General features: G+C 72.5%; 22 protein-coding genes. 9 read left to right on the top strand and 13 right to left on the bottom strand.

Features of this window, described 5'->3' with window-relative positions; translation table 11 throughout:
- Positions 1-6: 6 nt before the first annotated feature.
- The 3 genes from ACFFIC_RS12420 to ACFFIC_RS12430 form a co-directional block, all read right to left on the bottom strand.
- Entirely contained in the window at positions 7-483 is a 477-nt protein-coding gene (locus ACFFIC_RS12420; protein WP_377050716.1) for a DUF1178 family protein, read from the bottom strand.
- A 130-nt stretch (positions 484-613) separates the two neighbouring features.
- A complete protein-coding gene (gene grxC / locus ACFFIC_RS12425) occupies positions 614-871 on the bottom strand; it encodes a glutaredoxin 3 (RefSeq protein ID WP_377050718.1) in 258 nt (85 codons plus the stop codon).
- Between the two features lie 31 nt (positions 872-902).
- Positions 903-1,697, bottom strand: a complete 795-nt coding sequence (locus ACFFIC_RS12430) for a ComF family protein (protein WP_377050720.1) — start codon at positions 1,695-1,697, stop codon at positions 903-905.
- A 99-nt stretch (positions 1,698-1,796) separates the two neighbouring features.
- On the opposite strand from ACFFIC_RS12430, the gene ACFFIC_RS12435 reads away from it, so the two are divergent.
- Complete coding sequence (locus tag ACFFIC_RS12435) at positions 1,797-2,717, top strand: methyltransferase domain-containing protein (RefSeq protein ID WP_377050722.1); 921 nt, start codon at positions 1,797-1,799, stop codon at positions 2,715-2,717.
- Positions 2,718-2,732: 15 nt separating this feature from the next.
- Here ACFFIC_RS12435 and bcsD read toward each other — a convergent pair whose 3' ends face one another.
- The 6 genes from bcsD to ACFFIC_RS12465 all read right to left on the bottom strand — a co-directional run bounded on the left by bcsD (position 2,733) and on the right by ACFFIC_RS12465 (position 13,797).
- Positions 2,733-3,170, bottom strand: a complete 438-nt coding sequence (bcsD, locus tag ACFFIC_RS12440) for a cellulose biosynthesis protein BcsD (protein WP_377050724.1) — start codon at positions 3,168-3,170, stop codon at positions 2,733-2,735.
- A gap of 16 nt (positions 3,171-3,186) precedes the next feature.
- Positions 3,187-6,078 (bottom strand): cellulose biosynthesis protein BcsC, encoded by a 2,892-nt coding sequence (locus tag ACFFIC_RS12445; RefSeq protein WP_377050726.1) that lies wholly within the window; start codon positions 6,076-6,078, stop codon positions 3,187-3,189.
- Entirely contained in the window at positions 6,075-10,727 is a 4,653-nt protein-coding gene (bcsA, locus tag ACFFIC_RS12450) for a UDP-forming cellulose synthase catalytic subunit (protein WP_377050728.1), read from the bottom strand. The genes ACFFIC_RS12445 and bcsA overlap by 4 nt, the downstream gene beginning before the upstream one ends.
- Positions 10,724-11,587 carry a cellulose synthase operon protein YhjQ/BcsQ gene (locus tag ACFFIC_RS12455; RefSeq protein ID WP_377050730.1) on the bottom strand — a complete coding sequence of 288 codons (864 nt, stop codon included), beginning with the start codon at positions 11,585-11,587 and terminating at the stop codon, positions 10,724-10,726. Before ACFFIC_RS12455 ends, bcsA begins: the two co-directional genes overlap by 4 nt.
- 16 nt (positions 11,588-11,603) lie before the next feature.
- On the bottom strand, positions 11,604-12,671 hold the full coding sequence (locus tag ACFFIC_RS12460; protein ID WP_377050732.1) for a hypothetical protein: 1,068 nt from the start codon (positions 12,669-12,671) through the stop codon (positions 11,604-11,606).
- Positions 12,672-12,735: 64 nt separating this feature from the next.
- Positions 12,736-13,797: a glycosyl hydrolase family 8 gene (locus ACFFIC_RS12465; protein ID WP_377050734.1), complete on the bottom strand. Its 1,062-nt coding sequence runs from the start codon at positions 13,795-13,797 to the stop codon at positions 12,736-12,738.
- A 204-nt stretch (positions 13,798-14,001) separates the two neighbouring features.
- Between ACFFIC_RS12465 and ACFFIC_RS12470 the strand changes: the two genes are divergently transcribed.
- Positions 14,002-15,828 carry an ABC-F family ATP-binding cassette domain-containing protein gene (locus ACFFIC_RS12470; protein WP_377050736.1) on the top strand — a complete coding sequence of 609 codons (1,827 nt, stop codon included), beginning with the start codon at positions 14,002-14,004 and terminating at the stop codon, positions 15,826-15,828.
- A gap of 13 nt (positions 15,829-15,841) precedes the next feature.
- Here ACFFIC_RS12470 and ACFFIC_RS12475 read toward each other — a convergent pair whose 3' ends face one another.
- The 3 genes from ACFFIC_RS12475 to pdxH all read right to left on the bottom strand — a co-directional run bounded on the left by ACFFIC_RS12475 (position 15,842) and on the right by pdxH (position 18,916).
- The gene (locus ACFFIC_RS12475; RefSeq protein ID WP_377050738.1) at positions 15,842-16,717 is read right to left on the bottom strand and encodes a universal stress protein; all 876 of its coding nucleotides are present in this window, start codon (positions 16,715-16,717) and stop codon (positions 15,842-15,844) included.
- Positions 16,718-16,817: 100 nt separating this feature from the next.
- Complete coding sequence (locus tag ACFFIC_RS12480) at positions 16,818-18,290, bottom strand: bifunctional aminoglycoside phosphotransferase/ATP-binding protein (protein ID WP_377050740.1); 1,473 nt, start codon at positions 18,288-18,290, stop codon at positions 16,818-16,820.
- A complete protein-coding gene (gene pdxH, locus ACFFIC_RS12485) occupies positions 18,287-18,916 on the bottom strand; it encodes a pyridoxamine 5'-phosphate oxidase (protein WP_377050742.1) in 630 nt (209 codons plus the stop codon). The genes ACFFIC_RS12480 and pdxH overlap by 4 nt, the downstream gene beginning before the upstream one ends.
- Positions 18,917-19,084: 168 nt before the next feature.
- Here pdxH and fabI point away from each other — a divergent pair, with 168 nt between their 5' ends.
- From fabI to ACFFIC_RS12505, 4 genes are all read left to right on the top strand, one after another.
- Positions 19,085-19,876 (top strand): enoyl-ACP reductase FabI, encoded by a 792-nt coding sequence (fabI, locus tag ACFFIC_RS12490; protein ID WP_377050762.1) that lies wholly within the window; start codon positions 19,085-19,087, stop codon positions 19,874-19,876.
- Positions 19,877-19,886: 10 nt separating this feature from the next.
- Positions 19,887-20,993 (top strand): chorismate synthase, encoded by a 1,107-nt coding sequence (gene aroC, locus ACFFIC_RS12495; protein ID WP_377050744.1) that lies wholly within the window; start codon positions 19,887-19,889, stop codon positions 20,991-20,993.
- A gap of 69 nt (positions 20,994-21,062) precedes the next feature.
- Positions 21,063-22,280, top strand: a complete 1,218-nt coding sequence (locus tag ACFFIC_RS12500) for a hypothetical protein (protein ID WP_377050746.1) — start codon at positions 21,063-21,065, stop codon at positions 22,278-22,280.
- A 101-nt stretch (positions 22,281-22,381) separates the two neighbouring features.
- Entirely contained in the window at positions 22,382-22,540 is a 159-nt protein-coding gene (locus tag ACFFIC_RS12505) for a peptide chain release factor 1 (protein WP_377050748.1), read from the top strand.
- 15 nt (positions 22,541-22,555) lie between these two features.
- Here ACFFIC_RS12505 and ACFFIC_RS12510 read toward each other — a convergent pair whose 3' ends face one another.
- Complete coding sequence (locus ACFFIC_RS12510; RefSeq protein WP_377050750.1) at positions 22,556-23,308, bottom strand: TlyA family RNA methyltransferase; 753 nt, start codon at positions 23,306-23,308, stop codon at positions 22,556-22,558.
- A gap of 117 nt (positions 23,309-23,425) precedes the next feature.
- On the opposite strand from ACFFIC_RS12510, the gene ACFFIC_RS12515 reads away from it, so the two are divergent.
- From ACFFIC_RS12515 to ACFFIC_RS12525, 3 genes are all read left to right on the top strand, one after another.
- Complete coding sequence (locus ACFFIC_RS12515) at positions 23,426-24,400, top strand: tripartite tricarboxylate transporter substrate binding protein (RefSeq protein WP_377050752.1); 975 nt, start codon at positions 23,426-23,428, stop codon at positions 24,398-24,400.
- A gap of 17 nt (positions 24,401-24,417) precedes the next feature.
- Positions 24,418-25,389 (top strand): hydroxyacid dehydrogenase, encoded by a 972-nt coding sequence (locus ACFFIC_RS12520; protein ID WP_377050754.1) that lies wholly within the window; start codon positions 24,418-24,420, stop codon positions 25,387-25,389.
- Positions 25,390-25,516: 127 nt separating this feature from the next.
- Positions 25,517-26,347 (top strand): SAM-dependent methyltransferase, encoded by an 831-nt coding sequence (locus tag ACFFIC_RS12525; protein ID WP_377050756.1) that lies wholly within the window; start codon positions 25,517-25,519, stop codon positions 26,345-26,347.
- Positions 26,348-26,450: the final 103 nt, after the last annotated feature.

Below are 26,450 nucleotides of genomic sequence, written 5' to 3' on the forward strand. Positions count from 1 at the left end.
CCGGCCTCAGCCGTCTGCCCGCGGCACCCAGGGGATCTGGCCGACCTCGATGCCCTCGTCGGCCAGCGCCTCCGCCTCGTCGGCCGTCGCCTCGCCATAGATCCCGCGGCGGTCGCTCTCGCCGCGGTGCATCCGGCGCGCTTCCTCGGCGAAGTCCCGCCCCACATGGTCGCAGTTCCTTTCCACCTCCGCCCGCATGCGCTGCAGGAGGGAGAGGAGTTGCGCCGGCAGGGGTCCCGCCGTGCTCACCGGCGCCGCCGCCGGGGATGGAGCTGGCTCGGGCGGCGATTCGGCAGGCGCGGCCGCCGCCGCCGGTCGCGCCTTGCCGATCGCGGGCGCCATCAGGTCGCGGCGCACCTTGGTGTCACCGCAGACCGGGCAGTCCACGAAACCGGCTGCGGCCCCCTTCTCGAAGGCCACGCTGTCCTTGAACCACCCGTCGAAGCCGTGGTCCTGGCTGCAGCGCAGTTGGTAATGGATCATGGTTGTTCTTGTAGGTCTCCGGCCGGTGGCACGGCCAATCCTGGCACTTGGCAGGGGCCTGTGCCAGGCATTCCCAATGGTGGCCGCTGGCGCCGGCGCGACGCCGGCACCCGGCCCCGCGCTGCCGCCGTCAACCCGCCAGCAGAGCGTCGAGCTTCCCGGCCCGCTCCAGCGCCGCCAGGTCGTCCGAACCGCCGATCGCCTGCCCCCCGATGAAGATCTGCGGCACCGTCGACTTGCCCCCCGACCGCTCGATCGCCGCCTTGCGCGCGGCGGACCCCGTGGGCGCGTCCAGCTCCTCGAAGGCGACGCCCTTGCGGGTCAGCAACGCCTTGGCGCGCTCGCAATAGGGGCAGAAGGGGATGGTGTAGATCTCGATTTGGGCCATTCCCTCCATTTCGGCGAAGCCGGCCCTCCGTTCAAGGCGTCCCCCCCGCTCCGGCATGCGGGCTGGCCATGCGCGGATCGGGCACCCGCGCGGCCGCCAGCACCTCGACGCGGGCCGCGCCGATGCCCAGCAGGGCTTCCGCGCAGGCGTTTGCGGTGGCACCGCTGGTCAGCACGTCGTCCACCAGGAGCACCCGGCGCCCGGCCAGACGCCCGACCGCGCGCGGTGCCACGCGGATCGCGCCCGCCATCAGGGCACGCCGTGCCTCCGCGCCCAGCGGCCCGAGCGACGGAGTCGCCCGAACTCGCCGCAAGGCGTCCGGCACCACCCTGACCCCGGCCATGCGCCCCAGCCGCATCGCCAGCAGCGCCGACTGGTTGTAGCGCCGCGCGAAGAGGCGCCGCCGGTGCAGGGGCACGGGCACGATCACATCCGCCTCGGCGAGGAGGTCCGCCCCGGCACGTGCCATGTGCCGCGCGAGGGGGCCGGCGAGATCGGTGCGGTCGCCGTGCTTGAGCGGCAGAACCAGCCGCGCCAGCGCGTCGTTGTAAACAAAGGCCGCTCGCGCCCGCTCGAACGCCGGGGGCCGCGCGATGCAGCCCGGGCAGAGCCCGTCCTCCGCCACGCCCTCGTGCTCGAAGGGCTGGCCGCAATTGTGGCAGAAGGGCGGCACGATCCCATGCAGGCCGGAGAAGCAGGCGGGGCAGAGGGTTCCCTGGTCCAGCACGGGCTCCTCGCAAGCCAGGCAGTGCGGCGGCAGCAGGACGTCCAGCGCGCCCAACCCGCCGCGCCGCGCCAATCCGGCCACCCGCCCCGCGAAACCCATGACAGACCCCTGCGACGAACCTTCATCCTACACCCGGAACGATGCCGGCCGGAACCGCCCCCCCTGGCGGCAGACAGTGCGGGGCGACATATCCAGGGCATGAGCGAGTCACACCTCATCTTCGACCGCCGCCTCCTCCGCCTCCGCCGGGAGCGCGCCGCAGCCACCCAGCACCGGGTGCGCCCGGTTCTCGAAGCCGTGGCCGAGCGCCTGCTCGACCGGCTGGACGATACAACCCACCAATTCGGGAGGGCGCTGGAGATCGGCGGCCGCGGACTCGTCGCGCCGGCGCTCCGGGCGCGCGGCATCGCCTCGGTGGTCTCGATGGACCTTTCATCCCGGCAAGCCGCCGGGGCCGGCGGCTCGCCCGTGGCCGGGGACGAGGAATGGCTCCCCTTCGCCAAGGGCAGCTTCGACCTCGTTCTCGCCAATTTCTCGCTGCACTGGGTGAACGACCTGCCGGGCGCCTTGGCCCAGATCCGGCACGCCATGGCCCCGGACGGGCTCTTCCTGGCCACGCTTCCCGCGCTCGGCACCCTGCAGCCCCTTCGCGAGGCAATGACAGGGGCGGAATCCAGCTTGCGCGGGGGGGCCTCCCCTCGGGTGTCCCCTTTTCCCGAGCTGCGTGACGGCGCCGCGCTGCTGCAACGCGCCGGCTTCGCCCTGCCGGTCGCCGACGCGGAGGACATCGCCCTGGCCTACCGCGACCCGCTGGCGCTGCTCCGGGACCTCCAGGCGGCCGGAGAGGGAAGCGCTCTCCTGGCCAGGGACGTGCGCATCCCGCCCCGGGCGCTGTTTCCAGCCGCCCTCGCCGCCCTGCCGGAAGGGCCGGAGGGCACGCCGGTGACCCTGCGCCTGCTGACCCTCACCGGCTGGAGCCCCGGGCCCGACCAGCCACGCCCTGCCCGGCGCGGAAGCGCGAACGTGCGCCTGGCCGATGCGCTGGGCACCCGGGAACAGGGTACGGGCGAGCCGCCAGGCCGAGGCCCCGCGCCCGTCCGCGAGGCTGGGCCTTCGTAGCCCGCCTGCCCTCGATCAGGCCCCGTAGCGAAGCACGGCGCTGGCGGCACCGTGGCGGACGATCTGCGCCGACACGTCCGGCTCGGCGCCTGGCTGGGCCCCGATCCAGCCGCCATGCAGGCCTTCCAGCACCGGCCCCAGCCAGCGGCCCTCGGCATCGGTGGTGGTTGGCAACACGGGAAGGGCCTCATGCGTCAGCACCAGCGCGGGGCCATGGGAGTCGAGCGCGATGGAGACCACGCCCCATCGCTGGTCCGCCAGCCGCTCGTTGATCCGCGCCTCCAGCGCCCCCAGCGTTCCCTCCGGCGCGATGGGCGCCAGGGCGGCCATCTGGCCGCCGATCGCGCGCAGCAGCACCGCCTGCTCCTCAGGCTGCATATGGGCCTCCAGCGTTTCCATCAGGGCTCGCAGGAAGCCGTCCCATTTCGGGCGGCCAAGCTCAGGGGAGGTCATGGGGTTCTGCGCCTGCTCACGGGTCAAAGCGGTAGCGGGCGTAAACAAGGGCGCGCGTCTCGTTGAAATCGGCCGAGCGGTCGTAGCGGGCCGTCGCTCCGATCCGCAGCACGGGCGTCAGCGCGTACTCGACGTCCGCACGCAACCCTGCCGTAAGCGTGGTGGACCGCTGCGAGCCGTAGCGCGTGGCGATGGAGGTGTCCGACGCCGCCTGCTGATCAAGCGTGGATTGCAGGCCCGGATCGGTCGGGAAGACCGGAGAGGATTTTTCGCGGAAGTTCGCGACACCCAGGCTGGCGCCGACATGATAGGCGAAGTTGCCGAGCCGCTCCCGGTAGTCGATGGGCACCGAGGCGTTGATATAAGTCTGAGGGCTGAAGTAGCCGCCCTGGCCGAAGGTGAAGTTCCGCAGGTTCCTGTCATAGGCGTAGTAGCTGAGATCGAGCCCCGTCGTCAGCTCGCGGGTGGGCGACCGCATCACCGCGTAGCCGATGCCCGCCGATGCCTCCAGGCGGTTGTTGTCCGCCACGTTGCGCCCTGTGATGGAGGAGTACCCGCCGCCCGCGTAGGCGCTGATCTGGTTGGCGGAATACTCCACCTGCGCGCGGCCCGTGGTGCGCGTCACGCCGCCGAACACCGTGCCGCTCGCACTGTCGCGCGTACCGGACCAGGACAGGAGGCTGTCCGTGACCGAGCGCCGTTCGCCGCGAAGGCGGAGCTGGATGTTCTCGGAAATCCGCGGCGTGAACTCGATCCCGCCGAGCAGCCTTTGCTCCCGGAAGCCGAGCGGCGTGGAACCGAGATCAACGGTCACGCCGCTGCGCGCATAGGCGGCACCGATCGCCGTTCCCGTGACCGACTGGTCGCGCGGCCGGAGCGCGGTGGCCTGCGCGTCCGCAAGAAAGCCCGCGGAACCCGGCAGCAGCACGGGGTTGGTGCCGAAGCGGCGCAGATTGGAAAGCCCGCTGTCGAGGCGGCCGGCGTCGATGTTCACGGCCTGCACGCGCGCGCTCAGCTCCCCGCCGAGGCCCGGCAGCGGCATGGCGGCCTCGGCTCCGCCCCCGTGCTCGCGCAGCCGGTCAAGCCCGTTGCTGCCCGAGCGGCTGCGGAAGGCAAAGCTGGGCACCGCGCGTCCCGCGGCCAGTTCGTTGACCTCGGCCAGTTGGCGGCCAATCTCGGCCAGCAGCGGGTCATCCGATGCACGGAGCTGCGTCGGGGTCACCCCGCCCGCGGCGGCCCCGGCGGGGTTGGCGTCCAGCGGTTCGAAGGAAGAGCCCTGCCCGCCGCCGGCCAGCATCGTCCGCCGGCCCGCCGGTCGCGCGCCGGCCGCAGCTCCTGCCGGCGCGATCTGCGCGCGGCGCTGGTCCGCCGCCAGGAGAAGAGCCGCCTGCGCCCTGCGCCCATCGCCCTGCGCCCGGGCTAGCCGCGCCTCGGCCACCGAAAGCCGGGGGTCGCTGCCGTGCAGCACGCGGCCCTCGGCGAGCAGCGCCTCGGCGGCGGGGAGGTCCTCCAGCGCCACCGCGGCCTCCACGGCGCCCATGCGGGCCCCGGCATTGCGCGGATCGCGGCGCAGGACAGCCTCGGCCACGCGCGCGGCGACGCGCGGATCGCGCGACGCATGAAAGGGGTGAGGCGCTTCCGCCTGGGTGGCCACCGGCCCCGGCGCCTCCTGCCTGATGGCGAGGGAGGGCTCCGCCAGACCCGCCAGCCGGCGCCGCCGGGCTGTCTCAACCCCCTCGGCCGCCATGAGGGGGCGCACCATCGCGGCCGCTTCTCCGCTCAGCCCCGCATCGGCCAGAGCTTCCGCCAGGGCAACCCGCAGCGCGGCGGCACCCGCCCGGCTGGCTTCGAGGGCAAGGCGCGTCGCCTCTTCCAGAGCATCCCTCTGTTCAAGGCGCAGCAGCGCGCGCAGCGCGCGGAGACCGGCCTCCCCGCCGCCATCCGCGCGCCCGGCGATGGCAAGCAGGGCGGCCCGCGCCTCGGCGGGTGGGCGGACCATGGCGGCAGCCACGTCCACCTGGAGGCGCAGGCTGCGCAGCAGGCTGGCCTGGTCCGCGCTGCGCAGCCGGTCGGGTAGCCTTTCGAGCAGGCGGATGCCCTCCACCGGGCGCCCGTCCTCCCCGGCGAAGAGCGCCGCGGCCTGCAGGAGCTCCGGCCGGGCCGTCGGACCCGCCGCCATCACCTCGCGCGCCTCGCTCGTGCGGCCCTGGCGCGCCAGCGATCGGGCGAGATCCAGGCGGGCCCAGGCATTCGCGGGCGATCCTTCCGCGGTTGCGGCCAGTGCGCCGCGCAGCAAGGCAAGGGCGGCTTCGGGCTCCTCGGTCCGGTCGGCCTCCTGGCGGAGCGCGTCGGCGCGCAGCGGGGCCTCGGGCTCGCCCAGCAGGGCATCGGCTTCGGCGATCCGCCCCTGTCGCCGCAGGCTGTCGAGCAGCCCCTCGCGGACCGCGCCCAGGCCAGGGCGCCTGTAGTTCGCTGCGCGGAAGCGCGCCTCCGCCTCCCGCGCGTCGCCGCGCGCGAGCTCCAGGCGCCCGAGCAGAGCCTCGGCCTCCGCCCGGCCCGACGTGTCGCGGCGGACCGCGCGGGCGAGGAGCAGCCCGGCGGCCTCCTGCTGGCCGAGCGCCATGAGCCGGCGCCCCTCGGACAGCTCTGCCCAGAAGGAGGCCTCCTCCAGCAGGGGCGCCCATCGCCCGGCCTCGGCCGGGTTCGCCGAAGCTCGCAGCAGCAGGTCCCGCGCCTCAGCGGGGCGGCCCTGGCGCAGCCGGGCCACCCCGAGCGCGATGAACTCCTGCGTGCTCGCCGTTGGCGTGGCCACCGGGGCGGTACGCACCGGCTCCGCCGCCTGGACCGGGGTGCCGAGTGCCATGGCCGTCGCGGCTGCTGCCAGCAACCTGCTGCGGAAAGAGGTCATGCGCGCATCCTCAGGCGGCTGATCGCACGCCGGCGCAGCGTCCAGTACAACGGGACGGCGACCGCAAGCGCGGCGAGCACGAGAAGGCCCAGCATCAGGTCCGGGCGCGAGGTGAGGTAGCGCTGCGGCAGCAGCGTGACCGGCAGGCTGCCGACACCGTAGTTGCGCGACACCTTGAAGGAATCCACCCGTCCGTTGACCAGGTGGGCGACATCCCCCTGGATGCGCGGCTGCTGTTCGGGATCGCGAAGCGCGCCCGCCATGGCCTCCATCGCCTGGGGGGTCGAGCCGGTCAGGGCGATCACCGAGCGGCTGGCGTCCAGCGGGCTCTGGAACCCGATCAGCAGGCCGTTTCCCTCGCCGGCATTGCCGCCCAGCGTGGCGGTCAGCCGCTCGCGCTCCAGCCGCCCGTCATCGGACAGGAAGATGTTGCGGAAGCGCTGCAGCGCGTCCGGCAGGGACACGCTCAGCCGGTTCCCCTCCACCGCGATCGGCCCGTTCTTCAGCAACGCGGCCAGGGCGGGCTGGCGGTTCAGCGGCCCCACCACCAGCAGGTCCCGGTTCGCGACGGCGTCCAGCCCGCCGGGCCGGGCGATCTCGATGCGGGTCGCGGGATAGCCGGTGAGCGCCGCCATCCGGCCAACCATGTTCAGGCCGGAGGAAATCTCCAGCGGGCTCGCCCGGTCCGGCAACACGACGGCGGTGGAGGAAAAGTCCGCCATCCGCGTGTAGGGAAAGCCGCTGCCGACGAAATAGGCGAGGTTGGGCAGTTCGGTGTAGCGATAGGCGGCCGACAGATCGATGGTGCTGTCGGGATCGATGGAGGAGCGGATGTCGCCGGGCACGCTGACGCAATCCCCGCGATGCAGCGGGCGCAGGTCGAAGCGGAACTGGAGTTCGTTCAGGCCAAAGACGAGATAGGGCGGCAGGCCGACCTGGCCTTCTCCCCGCTCGGCACCGGCCGCACCCACGGTGCGATAGAGCCAGTTCCACGGCCAGCCCGGTTCCCCTTCGCGCAGCGGGAAGGACTTGAGGTAGACATCGTTGAGCGCGGCATCGAGGCGCGACACCGCGAGATCGAGGATCGGCCCGGGCGGGGCGCGAAAGCGCAGGTCCACGGGCAGGTTGCGTTCGCGCGCCGTGTAGAGGTCCGGCGCGGTCCGGAAGGGCACCGAGATCGCCCCGGGCGCGTAGCCGAAGGACTGCAGTTCGACCGGATCCACCAGTTCCCCGAAGCGCACCGGTCGATCGTTGCGGATCCAGCGGGGGGCATCGTAGGGCTCGCGCGCAGGCAGATCCGTCACCTGCACCGTCGCGACCTCGCCGGAGAGGCTCTGCTTCGCGGTGGCCAGCGCCTGGGCCGCCACGGCGGCCTCCGCGCCCGAGCGCCCGCCGATCAGCAGCAACAGGGCGTTGGCGTCATTCGGGTTGGGCAGGATCGCGAGCGTGGGCCCTTCCATCCGCGGCAGGGCCAGGCCGGGCAGCGAATCCGCGCCCGTCGCGATGACCATGGCGTTCCCGCGGGATGGCACGACGGAACTGACCGGAAAGGTCGCGCCGCGGTAGTCCGCCTGCACCGCGAACCAGGAGGAGGCCACCACGGATGCGCGCACCGCGTCGTTCCCCGCGCCCTCGGCCATGACCACCGGCAGGACCAGCGGCTCGCGCAGGAGACGGGGATCAAAGAAGGGCTCGGGAAGCCGGGCAAGATCGCGGGTCAGCGGGAGTCGCTCCAGCGTGAGCTGGAGGGTGGAAAGGTCTGACACCGTGGACCAGAGCAGGCCCGAGAGCGGATCGTTGCACTCCACCGCGTAGCGCCCGGTGAAGCGAATGTTGAGCCGGTTGCTGTCCGCAAAGAAAACCGGGTTGATCGGGTATTCCACCGGGCCGAAGGCCGGGCGGGCGCGGTCGGGCGTGATGGTCCCGACGAACTGCTCGTTGATTGTGACCGCGATCTGCGACAGCTCCGGGATCAGCGCCGGGCTGGTCGCCCCCTGCAGCACGAGCTTCGCGCCGGTGACCACCTCGTCCGAACGGATGCCGAAGAGAATGCCCTGGAGATCCGCGAGGCCGCGCAGCTGCATGGGGCTGCGCAGCCCGAGTTGCCGGAGGGTGCGCGTCTCCACCCGCGAGGAGGCGCCCGGCGGCGGGGTGCCGCCGAAGGTCACGGGGACACCGGGTGCCACCTGCACGGGCGGCAGGGGGGGCGAGGCGGCCGGCGCGGCCTGGAAGGATGGCTGCGCGGACTGGGTGAGGAAGGCGGACGGCGACGCACCCGGCAGCGCGGGCGGCGTGAAGGCGCCGCCCTGGGGGGCGAGCGAGGTCGGCGCCTGCCGCGTTCCCTGGGCCATGCCGGCCGCGGGAAGGCCGAACGAAAGGGCGAGCAGCACGGCAGCGGTCCGCCGCGCCCGCTCCGCGGCACGGCGCCGCGCAGCCTCCGCGCCGCGGCCGGTGAGCACGGCGCCATTGGGGGCCACCCGTCCGGTCGCCTGGGCCGGCATTCCCCGGGCCGCCTGGGCCTTTGCCGCGCGCGCGGCGGCCTCCCGCCGCGCCCGCCGGGCACGGAAGGAGAACTGACTGTCGCCGCGGAACAGGCCGCCGATGCTGCGCAGCACCTCGGCGAGCGAGCGCAGGGGGCGATCGTGGCGGACGTCGTCCCAATCAACCCAGGCATCGGCGCGCCCGAGCACCAGCCGCGTGATATTGCCCTCGTCGCGCACGTCATGCGGGGCGAAGCGGACCTGCAGGCGGCCCTCCCGCCAGCGCAGGGCCTCGGCCGGAAGGGACACGCGCTCAGAGCCCAAATCGATCTCCAGTGTCACGTAAGCATTGTCGGACAGCCCGTCGGGACGCGGCGCGGAAATGGCCGCGCCACCGAGGGAAAGGTCGGCGGTCTGGCCGGGAATGAGGCGGCCGTCCGGCAGCACCACTCCCACCGGCATGATGGCGCCGACCCGCGCGCGCTCTCGCACCTGGCGCCGCTCGCGGCCCACCGCGAGGCCGGCGAGCACCGTGAGCAGCGACAGGACCACCCAGATGGAGTTCAGGGCATAAGCCTGGAACTCGAGGCTTTCCGGAGGGCTCGCGGACATGCCGTAGATGCCCGAAAGCAGGCCGAGCACCAGCACCACCGCCAGCGCGAAGTTCGGTCCGGTGGCGCGCAGGTCGAAATACCCTTCTTCCAGCGTGCCGCCCTTGTCGGTCACGTTGAACTTGCCGCGCTTGGGGTCGAGCAGCGTGGTAAGCACCACCGGCAGAAGGTAGAGCGACAGCACGGTCTCGTAGATCTCGGACCAGAAGGAGTGCCGCACCTTGGCCTGGAGCTTGGAGTTCGTGAGAACCGCGTGCACGACGTGCGGGCCGGCATAGGCAACGATCGCGAGCGGCGAGGCCGCGATGATGTTCTGCTCGAACAGAAGGTAGGCGAGCGGCGCCGTCAGGAAGATGAAGCGGGGCACCGGAAAGAGGAAGTGCCACATCGATGCGACGTAGCAGAAGCGCTGCGTGGGCGTGAGGCCCGGCCCGAGCAGCGGGTTGTCGATGCGGAAGATCTGCACCATGCCGCGCGCCCAGCGCATGCGCTGGCCGATATGGGCCATCAGGCGGTCCGTCGCGAGCCCGGCCGCGAGCGGCAGCCGCAGATAGGCCGTGCGCCAGCCCAGGCGCTGCATCTTGAGGCTGCAATGGCAGTCCTCCGTCACGGTCTCGGTGGGCACGCCGCCCACCTGCTCGAGCGCCGTGCGGCGGATCACCGCGCAGGAGCCGCAGAAGAAGGCGGAGTTCCAGAGGTCGTTGCCCTGCTGGATCAGCCCGTAGAACAGCAGGCCCTCGTTCGGGACACGGGCGCCCGAGGCAAGGTTCCGCTCGAAGGGGTCGGGGGAATAGAAGTGATGCGGGGTCTGCACCATGGCGAGGCCGGCGTCACGCATCAGCCAGCCGACGGTCATCTGCAGGAAGGCCCGGGTGGCGACGTGGTCGCAGTCGAACACCAGGACGTACTCGCCCTCCGTGCGCGAGAGCGCGTGGTTGATGTTGCCGGCTTTGGCGCCCTTGTTGTCGGGGCGCGTCATGTAGCCGCAGCCCACCTGCTTGCAGAAAGCGCGGAATTCCTCGCGCCGGCCGTCGTCCAGAAGGATCACGTTCATCCTGTCGCGCGGCCAGTCCATGGCCATCGCAGCGAAGATGGTGGGCTTCACCACATCGAGCGGCTCGTTGTAGGTGGGGATGAAGATGTCCACCGTGGGCCACTGATCGGGATCGTCGGGCAGCGGCACCGGACGGCGGTCGAGCGGCCAGAGCGACTGCAGGTAGGACAACAGCAGCGCGACCACGGCGTAGATCTCGGCGAGCAGCAGACCGGTGCCCAGGAAGGTTGCCCAGAAGCCCGCGTAATCGAGCGTATCGGTGATGCGCCAGTAGATGTAGCGCATGGAGATCGTACCGGAGACAAGCGCGAGGAAAACCAGCGTGCCGCGGCCCGGCACCATGGCGCAGATCGTGAAGACCAGAAGCCCCCCAACCGCCACCCAGGCCTGCTGCTCTGCCTCCAGCGGCGCCACCACGAAGGGCAGTGCCAGGAGGAAGCCGAGCGCCACCATGGCTCGCGCGATCCAGATGCTGCCCCCGAGGAGGCGGCGAAGGCGCCTCATTGGCTTGCCTCGGCCGTCGCCCGCGGCGCCGCAGGCGCCATGGCGGAGATAACACCTCCGACCGGCGCAGAAGCCAGCGCGACGCAGGCGGTGGCGGGCGGCAGCGCGGCGGCGATCAGCCGCGCGATTTCCTTCAGGTCGGAGGCGGCTTGGCTGTCGGGGGCGTGGTCCAGCAGCAGGCGCTGGCAGGCCAGGCTCTCGGCCACGGTTTCCTCGCGGCTCATCGCGCCGATCATGCGGTAGCCCAGGTGCCGCGCCACCGCCTCGGCCGAGGCGCGGGAAAGGCGGGAAGCGAGGTCCACCCCGTTCAGGACCACGCGAAGCCGGCCGGCCAGCAGCGCCGCCATGGTGCCCGTGCCCAGGAAGCGGCCGCTCTCGATCTCCGGAACCAGGGCGGCGCTGATCGCCTCGGCCTGGAGCACGCCGATCACCATGGTGGCCATGGGCGCGAGCAGCGCCAGGGCCTGGGTGGGGCCGGGGGGCAGGTCGGCAACGACGACGAGCCCGGGCTCGGACAGCATCTCGCGCATCGGATTGCCGAGAAGGTCGGGGTCGCGCTCCAGCGCCGCGGCCATGTCCAGCGCGCCGCGCAGGTCCATGGCGCCGTGCGGCAGCAGCAGCACGCCCGAGGGCGTCTGGCGGAGCTGCCCGCGCCAGTCACCGCCGCCCTGGGTCAGGCCGGCAAGGAAGCCGCCACGGTCGGTCAGCGGCACGCCGAAATGCAGCCGGAGGGCGTTCTGCGAGTCCAGGTCGATCGCCAGGACCCGGTGACCCAGGCGGTGCAGCGCATCGGCGATGTTGGCGGTGAGGGTTGTCTTGCCGACCCCACCTTTGGGCGACGCGAAGCAGATCAGCGACACGGCGATGCTCCTGAACTCAGGCGGCGCTTCGGGCAGTACGGAGACCGGCGGCCACGCGCCGCAGCAGCTCCGGAAGCGCGATGTCGACGCGCGCAGCGGACCAGTGGCGCGGCGAGGGATCGGCGGACGTGCCCAGCATGGCCGCGCCGAGCGCATCGAGCAGGGGATAGTGAACACCCCCCGACGGCGCGGGCGCGCCTCTTCCGGCACCCGCGCCAACCAGCGTGTCCAGGAGCGAGGATCCCGTGCTCAAGCCCGGGCGGAACGGTGCCGGAGGCAGCGGAAGAAGGGACACCGGCGTGGCGGCCCGGGGCGTGCCGGTCGCCGGGGTGGCGGACGTGTTCGCGGCGAGGCCGGGCGGGGGCGAGGCCGGCGGAGCCACCCGCGGCGCAATGGGCAGGCGGCCCATGCCCAGCAACTCCTGCAGCAGCGTGGAACCATGGCCATCGCCGCGCGGCGCGTCCCGGCGCGAAGCGGAAGGTGGCGCCTGCATCACGGGGGCGAAGACTGGCCGCGGTGCGGCGTCGACATCCGCCGCGGGCCAGGGCGGCGGGACGGCACCGGCCTCGGTCGACCTCTCCGGCACGAAGACAGGGGGGCGGTGGCCGGCGACGGCCTCGGCGAGAGCCACCTCCCTCCGGATCGCGGGCGCGCCACGGCGGGCGCCGGCATCGCCACGCCCGGCGGCCGGCTCGGCGTGGGCAACTTCGCGGCGGTGAAGGGCGGGCGAGGAAAATTCGGCCTGGGACGTCTCCGCTCGCGAAGCGTGCAGGCGGAATGCCTCAGCGCCCGAGGCTGCGTAGCGGGAAGGCTCGAACGGCACCGGATCAGAGTTCTGCGGCAGCAAACCACCGGCGTCGAATTGCGCATCACCCAACACGGCCTCGGCGGAAAGATCGTTCAGGCCCGCCAGGACGTCGTCCAGAATGCCGAGCGCCTGCTCCTCTCCCAATGCTGGCACAGGCGCGGCGCAGCGCACCGGCTCATTGCCGAAACTGCGATATTTCAGGGAAGGCGTCCGGAGGGCAGCCGCCATGCGAGCGACATCTGTGTCCTGACGCATCCGTAACACCCCGACGATCACGCCCGTTCGCCACTGGTCGCAGACGCAACAAGCGTACGGTCAGGTTTTGCCGCTCGCTGTTGCCCTAGAGGCTTGTCCCCCGCTCCGCGGCGGCCATGCGTGCGAGGAGCGACAGCGCAACGTCATAATAGTCACGATTTTGGGAGATAACGTCAAGTTGAAAACGATCGGTGCGGAATCCCCGCTGCTGTGAGACGAAGCGACCGATCTGCAAAACGCCCGCGCCCGCCGCGTAGGGCGCCACATTGTCCGTCGTCAGGTCTGCCCATGCGGGGATCTGCGGAAACGCCGGGTCCGACCAGAAGCGCAGCGGGGCCTCCACCGCAGCTTCGTCCGAAAGGCCGGCCCAGCCGAGCCAAAGCGGCACCCGGACGGCATCGTAGGAGAACCGGGCGGGCCATCCCTCCGCCGGCACGAGCGAACGGTCGGCGCGCGACACCGAGACCCAGTCGGGCGACAGCCCCCAGCGGCCAAAGCGGGCGGCACGCAGCAGGCGCAGCCCGTCCGAGGCGACCCGCAGCCAAGCCGGATCCGGCACGGCCTCGGCCACAGAGGCGATGGCAGGGTAGGAATAATAGGAAGGGTTCACCACCATGTGCCCGCGGTGCTCGAAGCCGTGGGCCCCGGGCAGCAGCACGAGGCGCCCGCCGGCGCGCCGCACGAGCAGGCGCAGCACGTCGCGCGCGATGGCCGTGCCCTCCTCGGTCAGCGCGCGATCCGACCAGCGGCGCCCACCGCGCAGCAGGGCGCTCGCGATGAAGAGGTCGCCATCGGTCGCGTTGTTGCTGTCCGAGATGGCCGGCTGGCGGTCCGGCCTCCAGCGCCAGGCGTGGAGGTGGTCGGTCTCCCGCCGGAGATTCCGGCGCGTCCAGGCCAGGATGCGGTCGAAGGCGGCACGGTCGTCGTGGTGCTCGGCCAGCGAGAGACCCCAGCCCTGCCCTTCCGAGTGGGACTGGTTGCCGTTTGCATTGTCCACCACCCGGCCCTCGGGCAGCAGGAAGCGCGACTTGAAGGCGACCCAGTCGCGCGCCTCCTCGGCCGCGACGGCGGTGCCGCCACGGCGGATGGCGGCCGCTCCTGCGGCAAGGAAGCCAATCGCGGCGCGACGCGGGATCAGAATCGGCATGGGTCCAGGCTGCACGCCGAACCGTTACGAAGGGCCTACCCGCGGAGTGGCGTGGCCTTCATCCGGCATGTCGGCGGAAGCCTACCGCTCACGTGCGCGTGATGACAAGCGCCAGGCGCAGTATCACCCGCCATACCCGGGCAGCGCTGACCTGTTCGGAATACCCCGTGTCATCGGCGCCACGCAGTGCCATATCCCCCGCCGATGGCACCCCCTCTCCTTCTTCTTCAAGGCATCCGGCAGGGCTTCGGCACCACGCCGCTCCTGCGCGACGCCACCCTCTCGGTCGGCCAGGGCGAGCGGCTGGCCCTGATCGGGCGCAACGGCTCGGGCAAGTCCACCCTGCTGAAGGTCGCGGCCGGGCAGGTCACCTCCGACGGCGGCACGCGCTTCGTCCAGCCCGGCGTCACCCTGCGCTACCTGCCGCAGGAACCCGATCTGTCGGGCCATGCGACCACCCTCTCCTACGTGGAGGCGGCGCTCGGCCCCGGGGACGACCCCTACCGCGCCCGCCACCTTCTGGGCGAACTCGGCCTAACCGGCGACGAGGAGCCCGCGCGGCTCTCGGGCGGCGAGGCACGCCGCGCGGCGCTCGCCGCGGTGCTCGCCCCCTCGCCCGACATCCTGCTGCTGGACGAGCCGACCAACCACCTGGACCTGCCGGCCATCGAGTGGCTGGAAGCCGAGCTTGGCTCCATGCGCTCGGCCCTTGTGCTGATCAGCCACGACCGGCGGTTCCTCGAATCCCTCTCGCGCGCGATGGTCTGGCTGGACCGCGGCACCACGCGTCGCCTGGAACAGGGCTTCTCCGGCTTCGAGGCATGGCGCGACCAGGTGCTGGAGGAGGAGGAGCGCGACGCCCACAAGCTGGCCCGCGAGATCGTCCGGGAGGAGCACTGGCTCCGCTACGGCGTGACGGCGCGGCGCAAGCGCAACATGCGGCGCGTCGGCGAACTGCAGTCCCTGCGCGAGAAGCACCGGCAGCGCCGTGGCCCGCAGGGCGGCGTGCGCCTGGCCGCCACCGAGGCCGAGGGCTCGGGCAGCCAGGTCACCGTCGCCGACCACATCTCCAAGGGATTCGACGGCCGCGTGGTGGTGCGCGACGTCTCCGCCCGTATCCTGCGCGGCGACCGCGTGGGCATCGTTGGCCCCAATGGCGCGGGCAAGACCACCCTGCTGAACATGCTGACCGGCGTGCTTTCCCCGGATACGGGGGAGGTGCGGCTCGGCACCGGCATCGAGATGGTCACCCTGGACCAGCGCCGCGCCAGCCTGGACGACGCCATGACCCTGTCGGACTCCCTCACGGAAGGCCGGGGCGACATGGTGCATGTCGGCGGCTCGCCCCGCCACGTCATCGGCTACATGAAGGAGTTCCTGTTCCTGCCGGAACAGGCGCGCACCCCGCTCGGCGTGCTCTCGGGCGGCGAAAGGGCCCGGGTCCTGCTGGCGCGTGCCATGGCGCGCCCGAGCAATCTCCTGGTGCTGGACGAGCCCACCAACGACCTCGACCTGGAAACGCTGGACCTGCTGCAGGAGATGATCGCGGACTACCCCGGCACGGTGCTGGTGGTCAGCCACGACCGCGACTTCCTGGACCGCGTCGCCACCAGCGTCATCGCCTACGAGGGCGAGGGACGGTGGCAGGAATATGCCGGCGGCTATTCGGACATGGTGGCGCAGCGCGGGCACGGGGTGCGGGCGCGCGGCGCCGCCGCGCCGGCCGCCCCGCGGCGCAGCGCGGGCGGCCCCGCCGCCGCGCCGGCCTCCGCTTCGGCGCCCGCCCGCCTCACCATGGGCGAGCGGCAGGCGCTGAAGACCCTGCCCGGCGAGATGGAGAAGCTTTCGGCCGAGATCGCGAAGCTGGCCGATATCCTGGCCGACCCGCAGCTCTATGCGCGCGATCCCGGCCGCTTCGCCAAGGCTACCGAAATGCTCGCGGCGCGCCAGCAAGCCCTGGCGCAGGCCGAGGAGCGCTGGCTGGAACTCGAGATGCGGCGCGAGGAGGCCGAGGCCGTCCCCGCCCGCTGACGCCGCGGAGCGCTCAGCGGCACATCATCACGGGCATGTCGGCGTTCTCCAGCACGTGGCGGGTGACGCCGCCGAGGATGAGCTGGCGGATGCGTGAATGGCTGTAGGCGCCCATGCAGAGCAGGTCCGCCCCGAAGTCGCGCGCGGCGCCGAGAAGCCCCGCGCCCACCTCACGCGTCACGGGCGAGAACTCCACCGGCTCCGCCGTGATGTTGTGCCAGCGGAGATAGGAGAGGATGCCCTTCACGTCCGGCCCGCGCCGCTGGTAGTCGCGGCTGTAAAGGATGCGCACGGCATCCGCGCGGTGCAGCCAGGGCAGGGCCGCGGCAATGGCGGCGGAGCTTTCCGCCGTGCCGTTCCAGGCGCAGCAGACCCGCGCGCCGATGGTGGCGGGCGGCTCGCGCGGGGCGATCAGCACGGGCCGTCCGCTGTCGAACAGGATGGCGTGCAGTGCATCGGACGAGGAGACGTCCTCCCCGGCATCCGGATGCGGCACCACCGCCATGTCGTACAGGCGCGACTGCTGGGCCACGAGATCCTCCTCCCGCCCGGCGACGGAGGCGAAGGAGATGGTCGCGGCATCGGCCTTCTCGGCCGCCTCGGCGCTGGTCGCCACCACCACCTCGCGGCCTTCCACGAAGCGGTCGAACAGCGCCTGCACGCGGGAGGCGCGGTCGCCCGACTCCCGCTCGGTCGCGGCCATCATCTCCTCGATCATGGCGCCCGACAGGCCTTCGCCCGCCAGGGGCGCGACGTCGCGCGCGTCCACGCGGACATGGATGCAATGGACATGACTATGCCAGATGCGCGCCGTCAGCAGCGCCGTGTGCAGCGCCGCCTCGCCGGCCGAGGTGCCGGTGAGCGGCAGGAGAATGCGGCGGTAGGCCATGTTTCTGAGGCTCCGTCGTGAACCGCTGGACGGGATGCGTTGGCAGCCCTTCCGTCCACGCCCCGCCGAATCCGCCGGGGCGCCACTCCGTCTAGCACGATCAGAGGTGGAGCGCCGCAAGGGCCTCCGCGAGCGGGTCCGCCGAGGCTTCGATCCGCGCCCATGCGATGGCGCCGAGCGGGCGCGAGGCGGCGTGTTCCAGCACCGCCACGCTCGCGTCCGAGGCATCCCCGCGCCGTGCCGCGACACGGTCCCGCAGCAGGACCAGCGGTGCCTCCAGCCACAGGCCGGTGAAGGGCACGCCGGCCTCGCGCGCCACCGCCTCGATCCCGGCGCGGCGCGCGGGGTGAAGGAAGGCCGCGTCGGCCAGCACGGAGTGGCCGCCGCGCAGCGCCTCCGCCGCCTCGGCGAACAGCGTTGCGTGAACAGCGTCGCTCGCCGCCTCCGTATAGCAGCCGGGCGGCAGCGGGCTCTCGGGCACGACGCCCGCCAGGCGCTTGCGGATCGTGTCGCTGCGCAGGTGCAGCGCGCCGGGCGCAGCGCCGAAAAGCGGCGCCAGCGCCCGCCCCAGGCGCGTCTTGCCCGTGCCCGGCAACCCGCCCACCGCGACCAGGCGCGGCGGGGGCGGCGAGAGGTAGGCCTCGGCATCCGCCAGAAAGCCGCGCGCCTCATCCCCGCGCCCCTCCATGCGCGCGAAGCAGTGGGCGCGGATCATCGCGCGGGTGGAAAGCCAGAGCGGCAGCGCCGCGACGAGCCCGGCGTCGTTTCCCACCGCCACCGCGCGCCCGAGCACCCGGCAGGCCGCCGCGCGTCCGCAGCGCCGCAGGAGGTCCGCGAGGAGAAAGGCGAGGTCGTAGCCCGTGTCGATGGTCGCCAGCGCCTCGTCGAACTCCAGCGCGTCGAAGGCCGTCGGGCGCCCCTGCCACAGCAGCATGTTGCCCAGGTGCAGGTCGCCATGGCAGCGCAGGACACGTCCCGCAGCCGCACGCGCTCGCAGCACCGGCGCCAGCCGTCGCAGCCAGCGCCCGGCGGCGCGGCGCCAGGCCAGCACCGGGGCGGCCGGCAGCCCTGCCCCGAGCGCCGCGCGCGCGTTGGTGCGCAGCAGCGCGGCGAAGGCGGCGGGCGCGTCGATCGGGGGCACCGCGGCATAGCTGTGGCGCAGGTCCACGGCGGCGTCGCCCAGCGCGTCTTGCATCGCCTCGCCCAGCCCGCCCCGTGCCGCGATGTCATCCAGGAAGAGCCCGGGCGGGACCGGGGCCATCTCGACCACCCACTCGGTGGCCTCCGGATCATCGGCGGAAAGGAGCCGGTCGGCGCCGGGGGCGATGCCGTGCACGGCACGGTAGAGGCCCGGCGCGGCCGGTGCGTTCAGCGCCAGCTCGCGCTCGGCGAAGTGCCTGCGCGCCTCCGGCCGCGAGAAGTCCAGGAAGCCGAGGCTGACCGCCTTGCGCAGCTTCAGCACCCGCTCCCGCCCGACGAACACCGCCGAGATATGCGTCTCCACCGGCCGATCCGCCCCGGTGAGCCGCGCCAGCAGCGCCGCGGCCGGCGCCTGGGCGGCCGGGATGGTCACGGAAACAGGCGCCCGGTGCTCCACCCCTCCCCAAGGCGCTCGAAGACCAGGCGGTCATGCATGCGGAAGGGCATGTCCTGCCAGAACTCGATCCGCGCGGGCAGAACCCGGAAGCCGCCCCAGTGCGGCGGGCGCGGCACCGTTTCCCCGGGGTTGGCCGCCTCCAGCGCCGCCACGCGCGCGGCGTAGTCCGCGCGCGTGGCCAGCGGTCGGGACTGGTCCGAGGCCGCCGCCGCGATGCGCGACCCGCGCGAGCGCGAGGCGAAATAGGCGTCCGATTCGGCCGCCGTCACCCGCTCCACCGTGCCCTCCACCCGCACCTGGCGGCGGGTCGACTTCCAGTGGAAGCACAGCGCGGCGCGCGGGTTGGACAGAAGCTCGTCGCCCTTCCGGCTCTGCTCGTTGGTGTAGAACACGAAGCCCTGCTCGTCCCGCCCCTTCAGCAGCACCATCCGCGCCGATGGCCAGCCATCCGCGGTGGAGGTGGCCAGGCAGACCGCGTTGGGGTCGTTCGGCTCCCGCGCGACCGCCTCGGCCATCCACTCCTCGAACAGGGCATAGGGTTCGGCGGTGTCCGGGATCGGCCCGCGCGCGGCGTCGGCGGGGAGCTCGGTGGTCAGGCTCATGCGTTCGGCCCCTTGTTCCGTTCGGAGCGGTGTGCCACCCCTCCCCGCCCGTCGCAACAACGCCTGCCCCCGGTGGAGGACGCCCTCATGGATGATGCCGAGACCGCGCGCCGGACAGAGGCGGAGACGGCGGCGGACGCGCCCGCCCTTCCCGCCCGCGGCACGCTCATGCAAGGGCTCCGCGGCATCGTCATGGGCGTCGCGAACGACCGCTCGATCGCCTGGGCCATCGCCCAGGCCGTCGCCGCCCAGGGGGCCGAGGTCGCCTTCACCTATCAGGGCGAGGCGCTGGAGAAGCGGGTGCGCCCGCTGGCTGCCAGCATCGGCGCGGACCTGCTCGTGCCCTGCGACGTTTCCGACGAGGCCGCGATCGACACCGCCTTCGCCAAGGTGGCGGAGCGCTGGGACGGCATCGACTTCCTGGTCCACGCCATCGGCTTCGCCGACAAGCAGTACCTGCGAGGCCGCTACCTCGACACGCCGAAGGAGGCCTTCCTCCAGGCGCTGGACATCTCCTGCTATTCCTTCGTGTCGGTTTCGCGCCGCGCCGCGGCGATGATGAAGCCGGGCGGCTCGCTCCTCACGCTGTCCTATCTGGGCGCGGAGCGCTGGACGCCGCACTACAACGTCATGGGCGTCGCCAAGGCCGCGCTGGAGGCGAGCGTCCGCTACATGGCCGCCGACCTCGGCGACTCCGGCATCCGCGTGAACGCCATCTCGGCGGGGCCCATCAAGACCCTCGCGGCCAGCGGTATCGGCGACTTCCGCTACATCCTGAAGTGGAACCAGTACAACTCACCCATGCGTCGCAACGTCGGCCTCGAGGAGGTCGGCGGCGCCGGGCTCTACCTCCTGTCCCCCCTCTCGGGCGGCGTGACGGGCGAGGTGCACCACGTCGATTGCGGCTTCCACATCGTGGGCATGAAGCACCCGGACGCGCCGGACATCGCGACGGTCTGACGCCCGCGCCGTGTCCCACAACTCCTTCGGCCATCTCTTCCGCGTCACCACCTGGGGCGAGAGCCACGGTCCGGCCATCGGGGGGGTGGTGGATGGCTGCCCGCCCGGCCTTTCCCTCACCGAAGCCGATATCCAGCCATGGCTGGACCTGCGCCGGCCCGGCCAGTCGAAGTTCGTGACCCAGCGGCAGGAGCCGGACGAGGTCCGTATCCTGTCGGGCACCTTCGAGGGGCTGACCACCGGCACTCCCATCTCGCTCCTCATCGAGAACCAGGACCAGCGGTCGCGCGATTACGGCGAGATCGCCGACAGCTTCCGTCCCGGCCATGCCGACCTCGCCTACCATCTCAAATACGGCGTGCGGGACTATCGCGGCGGCGGCCGCTCCTCGGCGCGGGAAACCGCGATGCGGGTGGCCGCCGGGGCGGTTGCGCGCAAGGTGCTGGGCATGGGTGTCTCCATCCGCGGCGCCCTGGTGGCCATGGGGGGCGACGCCGTGGACCGCGCGGCCTGGGACTGGAAGGCCGTGCGCGAGAACGACTTCTTCTGCCCCGACCCCGCTGCCGCCGCACGCTGGGAGGAACGGCTGCTGGAGCTCCGAAGGTCCGGCTCCAGCGTCGGCGCCGTGGTGGAGGTGGTGGCGGAGGGCATACCCCCCGGCCTCGGTGCCCCGATCTATGGCAAGCTCGACGCGGAGATCGCTGCCGCCTTCATGTCGATCAACGCCGTCAAGGGCGTCGAGATCGGGGAAGGCTTCGCTGCGGCCGCCCTGACCGGGGACCGCAACGCCGATGAGATGCGCATGGCCCCGGACGGCACCGTGGAGTTCCTGGACAACCACGCCGGCGGTGTCCTGGGCGGCATTTCCACCGGCCAGCCCCTGGTTGCCCGTTTCGCGGTGAAACCGACCTCCTCCATCCTTGTTCCCCGCCGAACGGTGGATCGTCACGGGCGGGACCGCGAGCTCGTCACCAAGGGGCGCCACGACCCCTGCGTGGGCATCCGTGCCGTGCCCGTCGGCGAGGCCATGATGGCCTGCGTGCTGGCCGACGCCCTGATGCGCCACCGGGCCCAGGTGCCGGACGCCCCACTCACCACGCGGCTCCCGAGAAACTGAACGCGAGACGCTTTATCCGACCGGCGCAGTCGGGTATTCCCTTGGACACAATCCGAGGTTCGTCATCGCATGCCGAGTGCCGACCAGACCGCCACCAAGGCGCATGATCCCAAACCCTCCGACCCCAAGGTCCTGGCGGGATTCTTCGGTCTGGCCGGTGCCAAACGCTGGGATGCCCGGCTGGCCGAAATCGGCCGGCGGGCGGCCTGCGGCTCCCTCGCGGCCCGAGCCGCCCAGGAGCGCCACGCGCTTGAACTCACCCTTCACCGCCTGTCCTCCCCGGAGGCCATGGCGGGGGCTGGTGCGGCCGAGCGCCAGCTTCTCTCCTATGCCCGGGAGGCCGTGCGCCTCGCCGAGGCCCTGCCCGCCGAGCCGCGCAAGCGTCTGCGCGCCCAGGTCCTCTCGGGGCTGACGGGTGAGGCGAACCTCATTCCCCTGTTTCATCTTCTCCGCGTCGCGGCCCTGCACCGCGCCCGCGGCTTCGAGGTGCGGTTCACGGGCCTGGCCGACGGCACGCCGCATGACCTGCTGATCACGCGCGGCGACACGCAGGCGGAGATCGTCTGCGAGACCGTCTCGGCCGAGGAAGGCCGCCCGGTGCTGCGCAACGACTGGTGCGCCTTCGCCGACGGCATCAATCCGGACCTTCAGACCTGGCTCGCGGCGCATCCGGGCAAGTACGTGCTGAAGATGACCTTGCCGGAAGGGCTGCGCCGGGACGCGCTCGACATCCACGTCCTGCAGCGCCGCATCATGGAGATGCTGCGCGACCGGCGGCGGCAGGACTCCGCGGCCGACGCGATGCTCAAGCTGGATCCTCTGCTCCTTGCCGGTGCCCAGGCCGCGATCCCCGCCTCCGCGCTTCGCGCCCTTTTCGGGCCCGAGGCCCATCTCGCGGTGGCGCAGGGCGGCGGCAACATCCTGGTACTCGCGGCGCGGGCCGGGCAGGCCAGCGATGTGGCGCGCGCGGTCTGCCGGCGGATCGAGGCATCCGCAACCCGCCTCAGCGGTGACCGCCCGGGTATCATGGCCGTCTTCCTCGACGATCTCGCCCGGCAGGAATGGCGGGGGCTGCGGGACCGGATGGAGCTTGAAGGGGCGGTGCGCCGGTTCCTGACGACCCCGCAGGCGCGTCGCATCTCCGCCGTCTCCTGCGCCTCCCGCATGGAAATGTTCGGCATGGCCGCGCCGGACGCCGTCGCGGGGGGAGAACTGCGCTTCCGCAACCCCGCCCAGGTCATGCCCCGCGACCCAGCCCTTCTCTCGGTCCTCGCTTCCAACGGCTGATCCCGGCGCCGCAGGGCGATCCGGCGTAACCGATTGAAACTCTGGCCAGAACCGGTCGTTCTTCATCCACTTCACTGCCAAGAAGAAGAAGGTGGGTTCCCGTGACCGAGACAGAGATGGAGAGGGCCGAAGCCGAGCTTGACCGGCTGCTCAACGATCCGGACGTGCGGATGGACCCCGAAAGGGTTTGGATGCTGGCCGGCAGCCTCTCGCGCGCGGCCGGCGGCGGACTCGCCTGCCCCCTCCCCGCCGCCGATTAGGCGACGCCGCCCGGATCAGGCGCGGGTGGCGCCGATCAGGAACTCCCGGTTTCCTTCGGGCCCGGTAATGGGGCTCTCCGTGATCCCGATCACCGTCCATCCCGGCAGGGCGGACCACCAGGCGCGTACCTTCGCGCAAACTGCCCGGTGGACGGCCGGATCCCTCACCACACCCCCCTTTCCCACCAGACCCGGCCCGGCCTCGAACTGCGGCTTGATCAGCGCCACCGCGAAAGCGCCCGCCCCGGCCAGCGAGAGCGCGGCCGGCAGCACCGTGGACAGCCCGATAAAGGAGGCGTCGCAGACAACGGCGCCCACCGGATCGGGCACCTGGGCCGCTTCCAGATAGCGGGCGTTCACCCGTTCCATCACCACCACGCGCGGGTCGTTCCGGAGGCTCCAGGCCAGCTGGCCGTGGCCCACATCCACCGCATAGACCCGTGCCGCGCCATGATGCAGCAGCACGTGGGTGAAGCCCCCGGTGGAGGCCCCCACGTCGATGCAGACCCTTCCTTCGGGGTCGAGCCCGAAGGCCTCCAGGCCGTGGGCCAGCTTCAGCCCGCCGCGGCTCACCCAGGGATGGTCCTGGCCGCGGACCTCCAGCGCCTCGTCCTCGCGAAGCTCCTGGCCCGACTTCTCGATCCGCCGCTCCCCGCTGAACACCTTTCCCGCCAGGATCAGCGCCTGCGCGCGGGTGCGGCTCTCGGCCAGGCCGCGCTCCACAAGGGCGGCATCGGCCCTCTGCTTGGACGGCTTGGTCTGGGGCAAGGCGCTTCTCCCTATCTCGCGCGAACAGCATAGCAGGCTTGGCGGGGGTTGCCGCTGGGCGCGGAGCGGCAGAGACAGGCGGGAAGAGCGTGCCACAAGCCTGGAGGAGCCGCCCCCGTGACCACCCGCCGTGCCCTTGCCGCCGCGCCGCTTGCCGCCATAATGCCCTGCCCCGCGCTGGCCCAGTCCGCCTGGCCGGCCGGGCGTCCCATCGAGGTCATCGTTCCCTACCCGCCCTCGGGCGGGATCGACCTGATGGCGCGGCTGCTGACCCGACACCTGCCGGCGCAGCTGCCCGGGGCCGCGTTCGTGGTCACCAACCGTGTCGGCGCGGGCGGGCAGATCGGCAACGAGGCGATCTTCGCGGCCCGGCCGGACGGCTACACGCTCGGCGCGGTCGCGACCCTCGGCTTCATCACCAAGGCGCTCGAGCGCCCGATGCGCTGGCGCACGCTGGACTACACCTTCCTCGCGAACGTGGTGGACGATCCCGGCGGCCTCTGGGTCCGCGCGGACTCGCCCCTGCGCAACGCCACCGACCTGCGCGCGGCCGCGGGCCGGCGGGCGGAGGCCGTGTCGGTCGGCACCGCTGCCGGCACCTCCTCCGACGACCATCTCCTGCTCCTCGCCTTCGAGGCGGCGACCGGCGTGAAGGCGCTGCATGTTCCCTACAACGGCACGGCCATTGCCATCCGCGACCTGCTGGGTGGGCAGCTCGACGTCGCTTCCTACAACCTCGGTGAAGGGCTGGCCCTTCTGCGGGAGGGGCGCACGCGCTGCCTCGGCCAGGCCGCCGGGGCACGCTGGTCCGCCATGGCGGAGGTACCGACCTTCCGCGAGCAGGGCATGGAGGTGCTCGGCGGTTCCGCGCGTGGCTTCGTTGGCCCACCCGGCTTACCGGCGGAGATCACCGCGAGGCTGATCGTCGCCTTCGGCGCCATCCTCGCCGATCCGGCCTTCGTGGCCGAGGCCGAGCGGCTGAACATGCCGCTCCGTCCGCTCCTGGGCGCGGCGTACCGCGCCAGCGTGCAGGCCGAGGAAGCCTCGGCCAGGGTGCTCTACGAGCGCTCGCCCTGGTCCACCCAACCCTGACGCGGAGCCTGCATCCCATGCCCCATGTGGTCGTCGTCGACCCCATCCATCCCGGCGGGATCCAGCGCCTTCTGGACGCGCCCGGCATCACCCTGGACCATCCGGGCGCCGCGACCGGCGGAGACCTCGCCGCCCGCTTGCGCGACGCGGAGGCGGCCATTGTCCGCGGCACGGCGGTGAACGCCGCCTTCCTCGCCATGGCGCCGCGCCTTCGGATGGTTTGCCGCCACGGCGTGGGCTACGACCTGGTGGACGTGCCCGCGATGACCCGGCGCGGTGTCGTGGTGATGATCACCCCCGAGGCCAATGCCGCCTCGGTCGCCGAGCACGCGCTGATGCTGATGCTCGCCGTTGCCCGCCGGGTGCTGCCGGTGGATGCCGGCGTGCGGCGGGGCGAGTGGCGGGTGCGCGGCCAGTCGGAGACCTTTGAGCTGGGCGGGCGGCGCGTGCTGGTGCTGGGCTTCGGGCGCATCGGCACGCGCGTCGCCCGGCTCTGCGCGGCCTTCGGGATGCGCGTGGCGGTCCACGATCCCTTTATCCCCGCGGGCACCATCCGCGGCGCCGGGTTCGAAGCCGTGAAGGACCGCGACGCCGGCCTTGCCGCCGCCGACGTGGTCACCCTGCACCTGCCCGCCGGCGAGGCGACGCGCGGCATGGTGGACGCCGCCTTCCTCGCCGCCATGAAGCCCGGCGCCGTGCTGATCAACACCGCCCGCGGCACCCTGCTGGACGAGGCGGCGCTCGAGGCCGCGCTCCGCTCCGCCCATCTGTCGGGTGCCGGGCTAGACGTGCTGCGGGTGGAGCCGATGGTGACGCCGCCGCCGCTGCTGGCGTTGGATAACGTCGTCGTCACCCCGCACGTCGCCGCCAGCACGGCCGAAGGGCTGCAGCGCATGGCCTGGGACGCCGCCGGGAACGTGCTGGACTTCCTGGCCGGCCGGCCGGACCCTGACGCCGTGGTGAACCGCGAGGTGCTGGCGCCGCGCTGACGGCCCGCCTTCCCCGCCGGGCCTCCTTACAGGTCCCTTTGCGCGGGAATCGCCTGCTGCCCCTCCCCGTTCCCGGCTATCCGGAAGGGGGCCGGGCGCTCGCCCGACCAGGGGAGGAAGCCTGAACATGTCGGTCGGCCGCTACTACGACGAGATGCACGAGTTCACCCTCCGGCACGCCCCCTTCCGCGACCACTCCGGCTTCGCGCACGACACCATCCACCGCGCCCTGCAGGACCGCGCGGATGGCACGTTCTCCCCGGACACGATCTACCGCCTGCTCGCGCCGCACCTGCCCTCCGGGGAGGCGTTCCGTGGCCTGGACGCCGGCTGCGGCTATGGCGGCACCTGCTTCCGGCTGCTGCCCGTGACGGGCGGCACCTGGCACGGCGTCACCGTCTCGGCGAAGCAGGTGGAGGTTGCGCGGGAACTCGCGGCCGCGCGCGGGCTCTCCGGCCGTGTCGGCTTCTCCCTCCGTTCCTACGACCTGCCGATGGATGGGCGATACGACGCCATCGTGGCGATCGAGAGCCTGGCCCACAGCGAGGACACCTCCGCCTCCGTGCGGAACCTGGCCGCGCACCTGCGCCCGGGCGGCGTGCTGGCGGTGGTGGACGACGTGCCCCGCGATGGGCTGGGTGCCACCGAGGCCGCTTGGCTCCGCGAGTTCAAGCGGTTCTGGCACCTTCCGGTGCTGCCCGGCCGGACGGCCTGGGGCGCGATCTTCGCCGGTGCCGGGCTGGTCGCGGAATGCGACGAGGACCTGACGCCCCTCACCCGCCCGCGCGATGCGGCGATGCTGGAGGAAGCCTGGGCCCACCACGCCGCCGTGCTCCCGGCGCGCAAGGCCGAGGGGCTGGGTTCCGTCGCGGCCGGCGAACTCGGCGGCATCCGGCTGGAGCAGCTCACCCGCGCCGGTGCGGTGTCCTACCGGCTGATGGTCGCGCGGGCACCCTGAGCCGGGTCACGCGCGCGCGTTCTGTTCCGCCGGAAGGGTCCCCAAGGCGCTGATGGCGGCTTGTGCGATCTGTGGTGCGTTGAGGCCGGCGAGGTCGTACTGC

Origin of the sequence: Muricoccus vinaceus (assembly GCF_042433125.1) — a bacterium.
GTDB classification, from domain to species: domain Bacteria; phylum Pseudomonadota; class Alphaproteobacteria; order Acetobacterales; family Acetobacteraceae; genus Roseomonas; species Roseomonas vinacea.